The sequence below is a fragment of the Mesorhizobium sp. B2-3-10 genome, assembly GCF_006442275.1.
GTDB lineage: Bacteria > Pseudomonadota > Alphaproteobacteria > Rhizobiales > Rhizobiaceae > Mesorhizobium > Mesorhizobium australicum.
Map to the genome: position 1 here is coordinate 120,340 of NZ_VFVT01000010.1, position 16,083 is coordinate 136,422.

Annotated in this window: 14 protein-coding genes and 1 other RNA gene; 13 read left to right on the forward strand and 2 right to left on the reverse strand. The window is 63.7% G+C overall.

The features are described from left to right. Positions 1-19: 19 nt before the first annotated feature. Positions 20-3,670, reverse strand: a complete 3,651-nt coding sequence (locus FJ943_RS25675) for a hydantoinase B/oxoprolinase family protein (RefSeq protein WP_140726088.1) — start codon at positions 3,668-3,670, stop codon at positions 20-22. Between the two features lie 183 nt (positions 3,671-3,853). Here FJ943_RS25675 and FJ943_RS25680 point away from each other — a divergent pair, with 183 nt between their 5' ends. The 7 genes from FJ943_RS25680 (at position 3,854) to FJ943_RS25710 (ending at position 7,866) form a co-directional block, all read left to right on the forward strand. Then, positions 3,854-4,066 carry a hypothetical protein gene (locus FJ943_RS25680; protein WP_015317194.1) on the forward strand — a complete coding sequence of 71 codons (213 nt, stop codon included), beginning with the start codon at positions 3,854-3,856 and terminating at the stop codon, positions 4,064-4,066. Positions 4,067-4,226: 160 nt separating this feature from the next. Continuing rightward, on the forward strand, positions 4,227-4,946 hold the full coding sequence (locus tag FJ943_RS25685) for a DnaJ family molecular chaperone (RefSeq protein ID WP_041163805.1): 720 nt from the start codon (positions 4,227-4,229) through the stop codon (positions 4,944-4,946). Further along, positions 4,943-5,698, forward strand: coding sequence for an N-acetylmuramoyl-L-alanine amidase (locus FJ943_RS25690; protein WP_140726091.1), 756 nt, complete (start codon positions 4,943-4,945; stop codon positions 5,696-5,698). Before FJ943_RS25685 ends, FJ943_RS25690 begins: the two co-directional genes overlap by 4 nt. A 212-nt stretch (positions 5,699-5,910) precedes the next feature. After that, on the forward strand, positions 5,911-6,648 hold the full coding sequence (locus tag FJ943_RS25695) for a transglycosylase SLT domain-containing protein (protein ID WP_140615616.1): 738 nt from the start codon (positions 5,911-5,913) through the stop codon (positions 6,646-6,648). 64 nt (positions 6,649-6,712) lie between these two features. Beyond that, positions 6,713-7,112: RNase P RNA component class A (gene rnpB, locus FJ943_RS25700), an RNA gene on the forward strand. A 179-nt stretch (positions 7,113-7,291) separates the two neighbouring features. Beyond that, entirely contained in the window at positions 7,292-7,567 is a 276-nt protein-coding gene (locus tag FJ943_RS25705) for a type II toxin-antitoxin system ParD family antitoxin (RefSeq protein ID WP_140615618.1), read from the forward strand. After that, positions 7,564-7,866 carry a type II toxin-antitoxin system RelE/ParE family toxin gene (locus FJ943_RS25710; RefSeq protein ID WP_140726094.1) on the forward strand — a complete coding sequence of 101 codons (303 nt, stop codon included), beginning with the start codon at positions 7,564-7,566 and terminating at the stop codon, positions 7,864-7,866. The genes FJ943_RS25705 and FJ943_RS25710 overlap by 4 nt, the downstream gene beginning before the upstream one ends. A 110-nt stretch (positions 7,867-7,976) precedes the next feature. On the opposite strand, the gene FJ943_RS25715 is transcribed toward FJ943_RS25710, so the two are convergent. Continuing rightward, the gene (locus tag FJ943_RS25715; protein ID WP_140615620.1) at positions 7,977-9,092 is read right to left on the reverse strand and encodes a cystathionine gamma-lyase; all 1,116 of its coding nucleotides are present in this window, start codon (positions 9,090-9,092) and stop codon (positions 7,977-7,979) included. Positions 9,093-9,498: 406 nt separating this feature from the next. Here FJ943_RS25715 and mraZ point away from each other — a divergent pair, with 406 nt between their 5' ends. Genes mraZ through FJ943_RS25745 form a run of 6 tightly spaced genes read left to right on the forward strand, consistent with a single transcriptional unit; the run spans position 9,499 to position 16,069 of the window. Continuing rightward, entirely contained in the window at positions 9,499-9,972 is a 474-nt protein-coding gene (gene mraZ, locus FJ943_RS25720; protein WP_140615622.1) for a division/cell wall cluster transcriptional repressor MraZ, read from the forward strand. Continuing rightward, the gene (rsmH, locus tag FJ943_RS25725) at positions 9,969-10,985 is read left to right on the forward strand and encodes a 16S rRNA (cytosine(1402)-N(4))-methyltransferase RsmH (protein ID WP_140726098.1); all 1,017 of its coding nucleotides are present in this window, start codon (positions 9,969-9,971) and stop codon (positions 10,983-10,985) included. Before mraZ ends, rsmH begins: the two co-directional genes overlap by 4 nt. 4 nt (positions 10,986-10,989) lie before the next feature. Then, the gene (locus FJ943_RS25730) at positions 10,990-11,385 is read left to right on the forward strand and encodes a hypothetical protein (protein ID WP_140726101.1); all 396 of its coding nucleotides are present in this window, start codon (positions 10,990-10,992) and stop codon (positions 11,383-11,385) included. Beyond that, complete coding sequence (locus FJ943_RS25735) at positions 11,382-13,106, forward strand: penicillin-binding protein 2 (RefSeq protein WP_140726104.1); 1,725 nt, start codon at positions 11,382-11,384, stop codon at positions 13,104-13,106. Before FJ943_RS25730 ends, FJ943_RS25735 begins: the two co-directional genes overlap by 4 nt. A gap of 54 nt (positions 13,107-13,160) precedes the next feature. Next, positions 13,161-14,615 carry a UDP-N-acetylmuramoyl-L-alanyl-D-glutamate--2,6-diaminopimelate ligase gene (locus FJ943_RS25740; RefSeq protein ID WP_140726107.1) on the forward strand — a complete coding sequence of 485 codons (1,455 nt, stop codon included), beginning with the start codon at positions 13,161-13,163 and terminating at the stop codon, positions 14,613-14,615. Beyond that, positions 14,612-16,069: a UDP-N-acetylmuramoylalanyl-D-glutamyl-2,6-diaminopimelate--D-alanyl-D-alanine ligase gene (locus tag FJ943_RS25745; RefSeq protein ID WP_140726110.1), complete on the forward strand. Its 1,458-nt coding sequence runs from the start codon at positions 14,612-14,614 to the stop codon at positions 16,067-16,069. The genes FJ943_RS25740 and FJ943_RS25745 overlap by 4 nt, the downstream gene beginning before the upstream one ends. Positions 16,070-16,083: the final 14 nt, after the last annotated feature.

A 16,083-nucleotide genomic window follows, 5' to 3' on the forward strand; every position in this document is an offset into this window, starting at 1 on the left:
CAGCCTGTTGACGTCTCCCTTACAGCTTTCCAAACCCGCCCGGCGTCGGCGTCGTCACGATCACCGCCTCGCCAGCGTCGAGCACGGTCTGGTCGCAGGCCTTCAGCACCTCGACCGTGCCGTCGTTGCGGCGGACCTTGGTCGAGCCGACTTCGCCGTCGTCGCCGCCATCCAGCCCCCGTGGCGGGCGGTTGCGGTGCGAGGACAGGATGGCGCATTCCATTTTCTCGAGGAAGCGGATGGTGCGTTTGGTGCCGTCGCCAGCGTTCCATTTGCCCTTGCCGCCCGAGCCTTCGCGGATGTGAAAATCCTCCAGCACCACGGGAAAGCGCAGTTCAAGCACCTCCGGATCGGTTAGGCGCGAATTGGTCATATGGGTGTGCACGCCGGAGGTGCCGGCAAAGCCGCGGCCGGAGTTCATATGGCCGGCCGGCGAGCCGGAACAGATGGTCTCGTAATATTGGTACTTCTTGTTGCCGAAAGTCAGGTTGTTCATCGTGCCCTGCGCATTGGCCATCGCGCCCATGGCGCCGAACAGCGCATTGGTTACGTGCTGCGAGGTCTCGACATTGCCGGCGACGACGGCGGCAGGATAGGCGGGCTTCAGCATGCAGCCGTCGGGAATGACGATGTTGATCGGCCTGAGGCAGCCGGCATTCATCGGGATCATGTCCTCGACCATGACGCGGAAGGCGTAGAGCACGGCCGCGCGCGCCACCGGCTCAGGGGCGTTGAAATTGTTCTTCATGACAGGCGACGTGCCGGTGAAGTCGACGGTCGCCTCGCGCCTTTGGCGATCGACCGTGATCTTCACCTTGATGACCTGGCCGGTATCGGTCGGATATTCATATTCCGACGTGTCCGGCAGCCGCTCCAGCACCCGGCGCACGCTCTCGGCGGCATTGTCCTGGACATGGCCCATATAGGCCTCGACGACATCAAGCCCGAAATGGGAGACCATCTTGCGCAGTTCGGCGACACCCTTCTCGTTGGCGGCAATCTGTGCCTTGAGATCGGCGATGTTCTGGTGCGGATTGCGGGCGGGGTAGCGATGGTCGGTGAGCAGCGTATGCAGCTCCGTCTCGCGGAATTTTCCGCGGTCAACGATGCGGAAATTGTCGAACAGAACGCCTTCCTCGTCGACCGTGGTGGCGAGCGGCGTCATCGAGCCCGGGGCGGTGCCGCCAATGTCGGCATGGTGGCCGCGCGAGGCCGCCCAGAAGAGGATGTTTTTCCTGATGTCGTCGAACACCGGCGTCACCACGGTGATGTCGGGCAGATGCGTGCCGCCATTATAGGGGGCATTCAAGGCAAAGACGTCGCCGGGGTGGATGTCGCCGGAGTTCAGCCGGATGATGGTTTCGACCGAACGGTCCATGGAGCCGAGATGCACCGGCATGTGCGGCGCATTGGCGACCAGCGCCCCGGTGTGGTCGAAGACGGCGCAGGAAAAATCCAGCCTTTCCTTGATGTTGACGGAATAGGCGGTGTTCTGCAGCGTCACGCCCATCTGCTCGGCGATCGACATGAAGAGATTGTTGAAGACTTCGAGCATCACCGGATCGGCTTGCGTGCCCAGGGCAGCGGCGCGCGCTTTCTTTTCCGTGCGGCGTATAACGACGTGATTGAGGTTGGTGATTTCGGCCCGCCAGCCCGGCTCGACGACGATGGTCTGGTTTGGCTCGATGATCAAGGCGGGGCCGGCGACCAGATAGGACGGTCCGAGGGTCTCGCGACGGTAGACGCCAGCTTCATGCCACTGGCCTTCCGTGTAGATTAGCCGGGTCTCGGAAGCGGCTGGATGGACCCTTGCCGGTCCGGCAGGCGCATGGGCTTCGGCGTTGGTCTGGCCGGTTTCGGTGCCCTCGACGCCGACGGTCTCGACCATCATCGGCTTGTCGTCATAGACGAAACCGAATTGCGCTTTGTGGGCGATTTCGAAATCGCGCTTTGCTTGGAAAATCGAGTCGTTCTCAAAATTTACCGGCAGCGTCGTATCGGTGCCGTCATAGCGAATGTGCAGCACCGGCCTGGTGGCAACCACGTCCTCGGCGATGCCTTGCGCCGCCAGCTCCGCGATAACGGCCTTTTTCAAGGTGGCGACGAGGCCGCCAATCTCCGTTCTGGACTCTTCGGCGAGCGGCTTGAGCAGCGCCTGCTGGCGCGAGGCGAACACCGAGGCCAAGCCGATGCCATAGGCCGAAAGCAGGCCGGAGAAGGGATGGATCAGCACGGCCTCCATGCCAAGCGCGTCCGCGACCAGGCACGCGTGCTGTCCGCCGGCGCCGCCGAAGCAGTTCAGGAGGTATTCGGTGACGTCGTAGCCGCGCTGCACGGAAATCTTCTTGATCGCGTTGGCCATGTTCTCGACCGCGATGGTGACGAAGCCCTCGGCGACCGATTCGGGCGGCCGGCCATCGCCGATCTCAGCGGCAAGTGCCGCGAATTTCGCATGCACGGTTTCCGCGTCGAGCGGCGCGTCCTGGCTGGAACCGAAGATCGACGGGAAGAAGTCGGGCTGCAGCTTGCCGAGCATCACATTGGCATCGGTCACCGCCAACGGGCCGCCGCGCCGGTAGGCGGCGGGGCCGGGATTGGCGCCCGCGGAGTCCGGTCCGACGCGGAAACGCCCGGCCTCGTAGTGCAGGATCGAGCCGCCGCCGGCGGCGACCGTGTGGATGCGCATCATCGGCGCGCGGACGCGCACACCGGCGACTTCCGTGTCGAAGGCCCGTTCATACTCGCCGTCATAGTGGGCGACGTCGGTGGACGTGCCGCCCATGTCGAAGCCGATGACCTTGTCGAAACCGGCGAGCTTCGCCGTCTCGACCATGCCGACCACGCCGCCGGCCGGGCCCGACAGCAATGCGTCCTTGCCCTGGAACATGTCGGCGGCGGTGAGCCCGCCAGAAGACATCATGAACATCAGGCGAGGGGATTCGTCGTTTTTTCCCGCCGCACCCGGTTCTCCCGCCACCCCCAGTTCTCCCGCCACCCTTTGCACATAGCGCGACAGGATCGGCGACAGATAGGCGTCGACCACCGCGGTGTCGCCGCGGCCGACCAGCTTGATCAGCGGCGAGACCTCGTGGCTGACCGAGACCTGTCCGAAACCAAGCTTGCGGCAGACCTTGGCCACCGCCTTCTCGTGATCGGGATATTTCCAGGCATGCATGAAGACGATCGCCACCGCATCGATGCCATCGGCTTTCGCTTGTTCTATGGCCGGCCGGCAGGCTGATATGTCGAGCAGCCGTTCGACGCGGCCGTCGGCGAGCACACGCTCGTCGACCTCGATGACGCGCTCATAGAGCTGTTCGGGAAGGATGATCTCCTTGGCGAAGATGTCCGGTCGCGCCTGGTACGCAATCCCTAACGCATCGCGAAACCCCTTGGTGATGAGCAACAACACGCGGTCGCCCTTGCGCTCCAGGAGGGCGTTGGTGGCCACGGTCGTGCCCATCTTGATGTCGCCGATCAGGCTGGACGGGATCGCGGCGGCCGGTTCAAGGTCGAGCAGGTCGCGGATGCCCTGAATGGCCGCATCGGCATAGGCCTCAGGATTCTCCGACAGCAATTTGCGCGGATGCAGCCCGCCTTGCGGGTCACGGCCGATAATATCGGTGAAGGTGCCGCCGCGATCGATCCAGAAATCCCATTTCGCGGTCATGCGGCTGTCTCCGGTATTCGTTTTCGTTATCGTTGTTAAAGCGCCCAAGCGCCGGCAGCAATGTCGCCTGCATGCCATTGATGTTACAGGCGGAAACGCAACGTTATGAAACCCATGGCCGGCCGGGGCATTTCTCCTTCGACCGTTCACCGCAACGTGAACGTGTGTTGAAGGAGAGACGTAATGAAAAAGCTCATTCTTGCTTCGGTGTCCGCCCTGGCCCTGCTGGGCGTTGCCGCCTGCAGCGACAGTGGCACAGGCACTGACAACACCACCACGCAGAGCACCAATCCGCCGGCTGCCGAGCAGCCGATGAAGCCTGCGGCCCCGGCCGATAATTCGACCAAGCCTGCCGAGCCGGCTCCGGCAACGCCCGCTCCTGCGCCCGCGCAGTAGTTTGTAAGCAGTAGGTGTCTTGGGAGGAAGGCCGGCTTCATGCCGGCCTTTCTCGTGGAGACCGCGCTCGGGACCGTGGATCGTCGGTGGCCACGGACCCGATAGAGAGTGGCCGTTATTGGCTTGATAGCGGGGACCGGTTGGCTCTATGAAGCTGGCCATGTCGATTTGGGACCGCCTCGGCGACTTCATCACGCGGGTTTCGTCTTCAACCACGTCAGGCGTCGCCGACGTGGTTGAAGCTGTGCGCACGGTTTTCTCCGGCGATGCCGACCTGCGCCGCCGCGTCGCCTTCTCGGTGGCGATGATCGCGCTGTCGGCCAAGATGGCCAAGGCCGACGGTATCGTCACCCAGGATGAGGTGCGCGCCTTCCAGGAAATTTTCGAAGTGCCGCCGAAGGAGACGCGCAACGTCGCGCGGCTGTTCGATCTGGCCCAGCGGGATGTGGCCGGTTTCGAGACCTATGCCGAGCGCATGGCGCAGCTCTGCGGCTCCGGGCACTCCAATTGCGTGATGTTGGAAGACATACTCGATGGCCTGTTCCACATCGCCAAGGCCGATGGGTTGGTGCATGAGCGCGAAGGCATCTTCCTGCACCGTATCGCCGAGATCTTCCGTATTGACGAGACGCATTACGAATCGATCATGGCGCGGCACGTCAATCTTGGTGCCGGCGACCCCTATGTCGTCCTCGGCATCGAGCGGGGCAAGCCGTTCGAGGAGGTCAGGAAACGCTATCGCAAGCTGGTGTCGGACAACCACCCGGATCGCCTGATCGCGCGCGGGCTGCCGCAGGAATTCATCAAGATCGCGACGACCAGGGTCGCGGCGATCAACGCCGCCTACGAGATGATCGAGCGGGGTCTGCGGCACGCATGAGCGGCTTCCTGCCCGACGAGCCAAGCGCCGAGGTCAGGGTATCGCCGAATTTCGGGCCAAGGCGCGACGCGCAGAAGCCCGACATGATTGTGCTGCACTACACGGGCATGGCCACCGGGGCCGCGGCCGAAGCCTGGCTGTGCGATCCGGCGAGTGAAGTCTCGTCGCATTATCTCGTCCATGAGAATGGTCACGTCGTGCAGATGGTGCGGGAAAGCGATCGCGCCTGGCATGCCGGCCAGAGTTCCTGGTTCGGACGCACCGACATCAATTCCTGCTCGATCGGCATCGAAATCGTCAATCCCGGCCATTCACTGGGCTATCCCGGCTTTCCGCAACGTCAGATCACGGCGGTCATCGAGCTGTGCAGAGGGATTGTCGCGCGGCACGCGATTACCCCCCAGCGGGTGCTGGCGCACTCCGACGTGGCGCCGGGGCGCAAGATCGATCCCGGCGAGAAGTTCCCATGGGCCGCGCTGTTTAAGGCCGGTGTCGGTCATCTCGTGCCGGCCGCTCCCGTCAGGCGCGGAGCCGCGCTGAAGTCCGGTGACCGCGGTGCCGATGTGGAGACGCTGCAGTCGATGCTGTCGCTTTATGGCTATGGCGTCGAGATATCGGGCATTTTCGACGACCGGACACGAATTGTCGTTGAGGCCTTTCAACGGCATTTTCGACCGCGCCGGATCGACGGAATCGCCGACGGCTCGACGATGCGCACGCTGCAGAAACTGCTTGCTTCCGTGAGGAATTGACCTCAGGTCAAGAGCCGGTCCAAGTAATCCTCCCTGGTCATAAAGTTACAAACTGTCACTGAAAGTGACTTGCCTCGCCTTCATTGACTCCAAATCGGACTTCAAAGGGCGTTCCGTACAGTTTGTCGGACGTCCATCCCCCCGGGTGTTCCGATATTGATCAAGCGATGCCCCGCGAAGATCTTCGCGCGGCCCCAACAGAACAGGATCACATGCAGAAATTGACCGTTTTAACGGCAGCTCTTGCTGCCGGGGTAATGAGTTTTGCCTTCAGTGCGGCCGACGCCGCGCCGTTAAGCCCACGGGCCGACCAGGGCCTCGTCGCGGCATCCGCCAAAGGCAAGGCCATTTCGGCCAAAAGCAACAAGACGACGAAGCAGGTTTCCGCGAAAGTGGAAAAGGCAAGCTGGGCCAAGGCAAGTGGGACCAAGGCAAGTAAGACCGGGGCAGGGAAATCCTCCGCCAAGAGGCAGACAAAGCGCGGCCGCAAAACCGTGGACATGACGACGACGGCATCGATCGGTCTCGGCAACGTCGCTGCGGCGACCGCAGCGGTGACGAGCGGTGGCCAGTATTCCGCGATTGTCGGCCGCTACGCGGCTACCTACGGGGTTCCGGTGTCGCTGGCCCAGGCCGTGATCAAGATCGAAAGCAACTACCGGCCGAACATGGTCGGCGGCGCCGGCGAGATCGGATTGATGCAGATCAAGCCGGCAACCGCGCGCATGATGGGTTACAGCGGGTCGGCCAAGGGCCTGTTCGATCCCGACACCAACATCAAATACGGCATGAAGTACCTCGCCATGGCGCGCGACCTCGGCGGCGGCACGACCTGCGGCACCATCCTGAAATACAATGCCGGCCATGGCGCCACCCGCATGAACCCGGTTTCGGCGGCCTATTGCAGCAAGGTCAAGGTCCAGTTGGCGGCTGTCGGCGCACCGGCTTGACAAGAACCGGGCACGACGGCTTTTTCGGTTGCGTTTTGCGGTGTGAACCCCTTTATACGCCCTGCCAGCTGGCCGGGCGGCCGCACCCGCAAACGCCGAAAGGCCGCGGGTGAGGAAAGTCCGGGCTCCATGGAAACACGGTGCCGGTTAATGGCCGGCGGGGGCGACCCCAGGGAAAGTGCCACAGAAAGCAAACCGCCACGACTTTGTCGGGGTAAGGGTGAAAGGGTGGGGTAAGAGCCCACCGCGCGACTGGCAACAGGAGCGGCACGGTAAACCCCACCGGGAGCAAGACCGAATAGGGGCGGTGCGAGGGGGAACCCTCGAGGGCTGTTTCCGGCCCACCGTCCGGGTAGGTTGCGTGAGGCGCATGGCAACATGCGCCCAAGATGAATGGCCGCCACGTTCTCGCCTCGCAAGGGGCGAGGGCCATACAAAACCCGGCTTACAGGCCAGCTGGCAGTTCCTCTCCACGACATCTGGGATAAAGCCTTTGGTGCCAGAAGGTTACGCCCATGGGCGCAGCTTCTGATTCAACGCATGGCGCTCATTTGCCCCGCCGCAAGACAGAGATATCCGCCGACTTTTCTTGAAACTGGTGCGATTAAATCGTACCATCACGGCTCATCATCAGGAGCCTATCGTGGGTCAGGTCGACAAACGCAGCATCACGCTTTCGCCGGAGTTGGCTCAGGCCGTCGACGATGTGGTCGCGGCTGGAGAATACGCTTCGGCGAGCGAGGTGATCCGCGATGCGTTGAGGCAATGGAAGGACCGCCGCGACCTGATGGGCTACACGGTTGAGGAACTGCGCAAGCTGGTGCAGGAGGGGATCGACAGCGGGCCTGGTCGGTTTGCCTCGATGGACGAAATCAAGGCGGAGGCCCGCAGGCGTCTGCGATCTGACGACGCGGCATGAAGTTGCTGCCAATCGACCGCAGCGCTCGTGCGGAAGAGGATTTGGTTGCGATCTGGCTTCATATTGCGGGCAACAACGAGGCAGCAGCGGACCGGTTGCTTGATCGTTTAGCGGCAAGATGGCAGCAATTGTCGACTTATCCCTTCTCAGGTGCGCCACGCGACGACATTGCGCCGGGTATCCGCCATCTGATTGTCGGCGAATATCTCACCTTGTACCGGGTCGGCGGTGATGCGATCGAAGTTCTTCGCGTGCTGCATGGTCGTCGTAACATCGAAGCCAATGACCTCGGCTCCTAAGCAATCCAGGAGAAGCGCTAGTGCTTTGCGGAATCGCGTAATTGCGTAAAACAAGGAGTTAGGGCGGTTCAGCGATCCCATCAAACGCTGACCCGCTCGTGGTCGATTTGTCAGTCGCTGATCCTGTCCAGCGAGGCCTCGATCGCCTTCCAGAGTTCTTCCACGGGCTCACAACCGACCGACAGGCGAACGAAGCCAGCCGGAACCGCGTCGCCTCGCTTCAAGCGCCGCTCGGCCGAGGTGTGGACGCCGCCGAAGGAGGTTGCGGCCTGCATCAGGTCGCAATTGTTGATGAAATCCTCGGCTTTCTGCTCGGAAGCGAGTTCGAAGGAGATGAGGAAGCCGAAGCGCTCCATCTGGGCGCGGGCAAGATTGTGCGAGGGATCGCCTTCGAGGCCGGGATAGCGCAGGCCGTTGATCGCCCGGTGGCCTTGCAGGCGCCGCGCGATCACTTCCGCCGACGAACACATGCGGTCGAAGCGCACATCCAATGTTTCCAGGCCGCGATGCACCAGCCAGGCTTCGAACGGCCCGGGGATGCTGCCCGAGACCTCGCGCCAGCCGGTCACGGCGGCGATGATATCCGCATTGCGGCTGGCAACATGTCCGAACAGCACGTCGGAATGGCCATTGGGTGCCTTGGTGTCGGCGGCGACAACGATATCGGCGCCGTGATCGAGAGGGCGCTGGCCGAAGGGCGTCATCGTCGTGTTGTCGACCACCAGCAGCGCGCCGGCCTTGTGGACGGCTTCGGCGACAGCGGCGATATCGCAGATGTCCAGCCCCGGATTGGCCGGCGTTTCGACGAAGGCCAGGCGATAGCCCGCAAAACCGCCGTCAAGGAAAGTCGATGTCGGCCGGACATCGTAGGAGACACCGAGCGGTTGCAGGAAGCGATCAGCCAGCGCCCTGGTGGTGTGATAACCGTCCGAAGGCAGCAGGACATGGTCGCCGGCCTTGAGCATGGCAAAGAATGCCGCCGAGATCGCTGCCATTCCCGAGGGAAAGCCGACGCAGGGCGCGTCTTCCAAATGGGACAACATGTGTTCGACGGCATCCCAGGTCGGGTTGCTGAAACGGCCGTACTGGTTGAAGCCGGTGGCATCGCCCGGTGCATGGAAGATGGCGGCCATGGTCAGTGGCAGGGGAATGGAATCGCCCATGGCAAACCCGCTGCGACGCAAATGGGGAAGGGCCGCGGCGCGCGATTTGGCAGTTTCAGACATCGAGTTTCAAATCCCTTGGCGATCGGTGATATGGGGAGACGCTATGCCCGGCCGCGGCTCGCGGCAAGGCGTCTCCAGTTAGACCAGCGAGGCTCTAAACGGTTCGTTAGGCTTAATAGACCATAAAGACGAGACGTGCCGTCAAAGCCTTCTCGTCGCCGTGATGCGCATGTTTGTGAAGCCTATTCCCGTTGACGCCCATAGTGCCCCATGGTATCCCATTTCGACATCAAAGCCTTCGTTCCGCGTCAGGGTAAAGCGTACGCCAATCGGGCAGCCGCGGCGGCTGCGCGTTTGCCGTTTTTTGCCCGTGTGGACGAGGTTGGTGCGGGGCAGACGCAGCGCTGCGGTGGCGCGTGCGACACGATGAAGAGGGGTGCGGCCGCGCAGGCGGCTGCAACGTGTGATGGACCGGTTTCTGTCGAACACGGTGAGCAGGATCGATGCGAAGGGACGGGTGTCCGTTCCGGCGCATTTCCGTGCCGTGGTGCAGAAGCGCGGCTATTCGGAACTCTATGCGCTGCGGTGCCTGGATCTGCCGGCGATGGATGTCGGCGGGCTCGATCTGCTCGATCGCTACGAACAACGCATCGCGCGGGAAGACCCGTTCCTGCAGGCTGCGGACGACATGTCGTTCTTCTGCCATGGCGACGGAGCGTTCCTGAAACTCGACCAGGACGGCCGCATCACCATGACCGATTTCATTCGCGAACATGCCGGCATTTCCGCGGAGGTGGCCTTTGTCGGGCGCGGCAATTTCTTTCAGATCTGGGAGCCGGGACGGCTTGCGACCTACGGCGCGCAGGCGCGTGCCAGGCTTTTGCAGCTTCGGCAGGGGACGAAGGCTCGCGAGGCCAAGGCTGGGGAGCGACCGGAATGACGGTGGGCCACGGCGATGATATCAACGCCGTTGGCGGATCGGTCCGCCACATTCCGGTCCTCCTTGGCGAAGTGCTGGAAGCGCTGGCGCCGGCGGAGGGCGACATCGTCATCGACGGCACGTTCGGCGCCGGCGGCTACACCAAGGCCATCCTGGCGGCAGGCGCGTCCGTGATTGCCATCGACCGCGATCCGGATGCCATCGCGGCCGGCCGCGACCTCGAGGCGCAATCCGGCGGCCGGCTGAAGCTGGTGCAGGCGCCGTTCTCGACGCTCGACGAGCACGTCGAAAGCGTCGATGGCGTCGTGCTCGACATCGGCGTTTCCTCCATGCAGCTCGACCAGGCCGAGCGCGGCTTTTCCTTCCGCAACGACGGACCGCTCGACATGCGCATGGCGCAGGCGGGCCTGAGTGCTGCCGATGTCGTCAACAGTTTCAAGCCGGGCGACCTTGCCCGCATCTTCGGCTTCCTCGGCGAAGAGCGTCACGCCGGCCGCATCGCGCGCATGATCGAGGCGCGCAGGGAAAAACGCCCATTCGAGCGCACGCTCGAACTCGCCGATGCGATCGAAACCCATATTGGACGCGCGCCGAAGGACAAGATCCATCCGGCGACCCGCGTCTTCCAGGCGCTGCGCATCTTCGTCAATGACGAGCTCGGCGAACTGGCCAGGGCGCTGTTCGCGGCCGAACGCGCGCTGAAGCCCGGTGGACGGCTCGCCGTGGTGACGTTCCATTCGCTGGAAGACCGCATCGTCAAGCGCTTCATCGCCGACCGCGCCGACGCCATGACCGGCTCGCGCCACATGCCGGAGGCGCAGGCGCGCACCGCGACATTCCGCAAGGCTGGTGGCGGGGTGACCGCAGGCGATGCCGAGGTTGCGGCCAACCCACGCGCCCGCTCGGCCAGGTTGCGTGCCGCGATCCGCACCGAGGCTCCGGCGCGCGGCGACGATTTTTCGATTTTCGGCCTTCCAAAGCTTCCCGGCATCGACCGGCCGGGGGAGAGGTAAGCACGTGTTTCGTACCAGCGACATTGTCCTGATCGCCGTCATGGTTTCGGCGGCGGCCCTGACCTACAAGGCCAAGCGCGAGGCCGAGGACCAGTTGGCAGCCGTGCAGAAGATCCATGCCGAGATTCGCTACGAGGAGGATACGATCGACCTGCTCAAGGCCGACTGGAGCCTGCTCACCCAGCCGTCGCGCCTGCAGAAGCTGGCCGAACTCTATAAATCGCAGCTCGCGCTGGAGCCGGTCAGTGCCCGCCAGATCGTGGGCCTGGGCGACCTGCCGGCCAAGGCCCTCGATATCCAGGACATCCTGAACGGGCGCCAGGGCGCCATGGCCGACAATTCCGACAAGGTGCCTTCAGGCGACAAGGATCCCGTCGTGACCGGAGACATCGCCCAATGATCGGCAAACTGCTGAGGCGCTTCGCGTCGGTAAGGCGCGCCAGGACGGGCGAGGACAGATCGATCGTGGTCGAAGGCGCCCGCAAGGCGACAGGCGGCAAGGGCAAGGCGCGCATCGTGATGACGATGGCGGTGTTCTTCGGCATCTTCTCGACCATATCGGGGCGGCTGGTCTATCTCGGTTTCCAGACACCCGACCTGTCGGGCGGGCCGCAGAGCCGGGTGACCGCCTCGCGGCCTGACATTGTCGACCGCAACGGCGAAGTGCTGGCCACCGACATCAAGACGGCGTCGCTGTTCGCCGAGCCGCGCCGCATCGTCGATGCCGACGAGGCGATCGAGAAGCTGTCGACGGTGCTGCCCGAAATCGACTACGAGCAGACCTATCACAAGCTGAAGAGCGGCGCCGGCTTCGTCTGGCTGCAGCGGCAGCTGACGCCCAAGCAGCAGGCCGACATCATGCAGCTCGGCATTCCCGGCTTTGGCTTCCGCACCGAAAAGCGCCGTTTCTATCCGAGCGGTGAAACCTCGTCCTACGTTGTCGGCCTGACCAACATCGACAACCAGGGCATCTCCGGCATGGAGAAATATATCGATGAGCAGGGCCTGAGCGACCTGCAGGCGTCGGGCCTGGCGGTGGCGAAGGATCTCAGGCCGGTGAAGCTTTCGATCGACCTGCGCGTCCAGCATGTGGTGCGCGACGAGATTGCCGCCGGCCTGGAACGCTATCGCGCCATGGGCGCTGGCGCGGTCGTGCTCAACGTCAAGACCGGCGAAGTGGTGGCCATGGCCTCGGTGCCGGATTTCGATCCGAACAATCCCTACAATGCGCAGGACAAAGACCGGCTCAACCGGATGTCGGCGGGGCTCTATGAGATGGGCTCGACGTTCAAGAGCTTCACCTCGGCCATGGCGCTCGATTCCGGCAAGGCGACGATGTCGAGCCGCTTCGACGCTTCGCATCCAATCCGCGTCGGCCACCAGGCCATTCACGATTTCCACGGCAAGAACCGTGTGCTGTCGTTGCCGGAGGTGTTCCTCTATTCGTCCAACATCGGATCGGCCAGGGAGGCAGAGCTGGTCGGCATCGAGGCGCACCGCGAATTCCTGCATCGCCTCGGCATTCTGGAGAAGATGCAGACCGAACTGCCCGAAGTCGCCCGCCCGACCGAGCCGAAAGTCTGGAAGCAGGTCAACTCGTTCACCATCGCCTTCGGCCATGGCGTGTCGACGACGCCGCTGCAAGCGGCTGTCGGCTGCGCGGCGCTGGTCAATGGCGGATATCTGATGGAGCCGACATTCCTGGTCCGCAGCCAAGAGGACGCGATGGCGGCAGCCAAGAAAGTGGTCGCCGACAAAACCGTCGAGGGCATGCGCTACCTCTACACGCTCAACGCCGAGAAGGGTTCGGCCAGAAACGCCCGCGTTCCCGGCTACCGCGTCGGCGGCAAGACCGGAACGGCCGAGAAGGTCATCAACGGCCGTTACTCGAAGGAGTTGAATTTCAACACCTTCGTCGCCGCCTTCCCGATGGACGATCCGCAATATCTGGTGTTCACGATCGCCGACGCCCCGCATCCGGAAAAGCCTGGGATGACCGACGTCGCCGCCAACAATGCTGGGGTTATGGCCGGCAATATCATCAGGCGTTCAGCGGCCATGCTTGGCGTGAAGCCAGATTTCAGCCATGAAAATGGTGCAACGCTGGTTTCCTATCAGTGATTCTTAGGGCGCGCCGGCAACTGCGCGCTATTTTGTTGCGGTGAACGGGACTCGATGAAGCTCAAAGATCTAGCCGGTATCCTGCCAGTCGAAGGAACAGCTTCCGCCGATCTGGAGGTCACCGGCATCTCGTCCGATTCCCGCCAGGTAAAACCGGGCGTCGTCTTTTTCGCGCTTGCCGGAACCAAGGCCGATGGCGCGAGCTACGCCGCTGATGCGGCCCGGCGTGGCGCCGCCATGATCGTCCTGGGCAAAGGCAGCGCCCTTGCCGATTTGCCGGTTCCGGTGCTGGCGGTCGATGATCCGCGCCTGGCACTGGCGTTGAGTGCCGCCCGCTACTTCGGCAAACAGCCGCAAACCATGGTCGCGGTTACCGGCACCAGCGGCAAGACATCGGTTGCCGCCTTCACCAGGCAGATTTGGGAGCAGGCGGGATACGCCGCCGCCTCGATCGGCACCACTGGCGTGGTCGCGCCCGGCCGCAACGAATATGGTTCGCTGACGACACCCGATCCGGTCGCCCTGCACAGGTTGCTCAGGGAATTGGCCGATGCCGGCGTTACCCACGCTTCGATGGAGGCCTCCAGCCACGGGCTCGACCAGCGCCGCCTCGATGGGGTGAAGCTCTCGGCCGGGGGCTTCACCAATCTCGGCCGCGACCACATGGATTACCATCCGACGATCGAGGATTATCATCGCGCCAAATTGCGCCTGTTCGACACGTTGCTGCCGAAGGGCGCCCCCGCCGTCGTCTTCGCCGACGATCCGTGGTCCGAGCCGACGATAAAGGCGGCGCGGGCCGCCGGGCTCGACGTGCTGACGGTTGGCCGCCATGGCGATTTCCTCAGGCTGAAGCGGGTCGAGCATGAGCGTCATCGCCAGCGTGCCGAGGTCGAGGCCGACGGTGTGATCCAGGAGATCGACCTGCCGCTCGCCGGCGATTTCCAGATCGCGAATGCGCTGGTTTCGGCGGGGCTGGCCATTTCCACTGGAACGCCTGTCGCCAAAGCCTTGGCGGCATTGGAGAAATTGAAAGGGGCGCCGGGCCGGCTCGATCTCGTCGGCACCACGGCGAGCGGCGCGCCGGTCTATGTCGATTACGCGCACAAGCCCGATGCGCTGGAGAACGTGCTGGCCTCGGTGCGTCCGTTCACCACCGGCCGTGTCATGGTCGTCTTCGGCTGTGGTGGCGACCGCGACCGTGGCAAACGACCGATCATGGGCGAGATCGCGACACGGCTTGCAGATGTCGTCATCGTCACCGACGACAATCCGCGCTCGGAAGTGCCCGAAACCATCCGCGCCGCCATTCTTGGGGCCGCGCCCGGCGCCATGGAGATCGGCGACCGCCGCAAGGCTATCCACGAGGCTGTCGGCATGCTGCATGCCGGCGATACGCTGATCGTGGCCGGCAAGGGTCATGAGGAAGGCCAGACGATCGGCTCGGAAACGCTGCATTTCTCCGACCACGAGGAAGTGCGCGCCGCGCTCCGGGAGCATGCCGCATGAGCTTGCTGTGGACGTCGGAAGCGCTGGTTGCCGCCACGGACGGGCGGCCGCTCGGCCCCATGCCCGAAGGCATATCGGGCATTTCGATCGACAGCCGCAGCCTGCAGCCGGGCGATGCTTTCTTTGCCATCAAGGGCGAGGCGATGGACGGCCATGACTTCGTCACCGCGGCCATCAAGGCCGGCGCCGGCGTGCTGGTGGTGGCCGAAGGCAAGCTGCCCTCACTTGGCCGGTTGACCGCGCCGATCATCGTCGTCGACGACGTCCTGGTTGCGCTGGAAAAGCTCGGTGTCGCGGCGCGCGCCCGCTCGCAAGCCAAGATCATCGCGGTGACCGGCTCGGCGGGCAAGACCACGACCAAGGAGGCGCTGCGCCACGTGCTTTCGGCTGTCGGCAAGGTGCATGCCTCGGCGCAGTCCTTCAACAACCATTGGGGCGTGCCGCTGACCTTGGCGCGCATGCCCGCCGATTGCGATTATGCCGTGTTCGAGATCGGCATGAACCATCCCGACGAGATCCGGCCGCTGGTGAAGATGGTGCGGCCGCATGTCGCCATCGTCACCATGATCGCGGCCGCGCATCTTGGCTTCTTCCGCAACCTGGACGAGATCGCCAAGGCCAAGGCCGAGATTTTCGAGGGCTTGGAGCCCGATGGTGCCGCCGTCCTCAACCGCGACGATGCGCGTTTCAAGCTGCTGTACAAGATGGCACAGGCTGCCGGCGTCGAGCATATCCATGGCTTCGGCGAGAATGCGCGCTCGACCTTCAAGCTGGTCAAGTGCGAGTTGCATGCCGACCATTCCGACATCGCCGCCCGGATCAGCGGCCACGATATGATCGCCCGTATCGGCGCGCCCGGCCGGCACATGGTGCAGAATGTGCTGGCGGTCCTTGGCGCCGCGCATCTCGTTGGCGCCGATCTCGACAAGGTTGCATTGGCGCTGACCGATCTCTCGGCCGAGCGCGGGCGCGGCAAGCGCCACGTGCTGCGGCATCCCGGGAGCCCGATTTCGGGCGGGGCCGGTGGCTCGATCACGCTGATCGACGAGAGCTACAACGCGAATCCGGCCTCGATGGCGGCCGCGATGGCGCTGCTCAACGCGACACCGGTGACGGGCGAGGGCAGGCGCATCGCCGTGCTTGGCGACATGCTCGAACTCGGCGATCACTCGGCCAAGCTGCACGCCGCTCTTGCCGATCTCATCGTCGGCACGGGCACGCGGACGGTCTTTCTCGGCGGCCCGGAAATGCGGTCGCTGGCGGAAGTGCTCCCGGACGATATCAGGACGGAATACCGCGCCGGCGTCGAGGAGTTGAAGCCGGTGCTGCTCGCCGCGCTGAAGCCGGGCGACGTGGTGATGATCAAATCGTCGAAGGGCATCGGTTTTGCAAAACTGGTCGATGCGCTGCTGGGCAAATTTCCGGCTGAAACGACAACAAGCAACCAGACCTAGTCGGGGGACGAAAG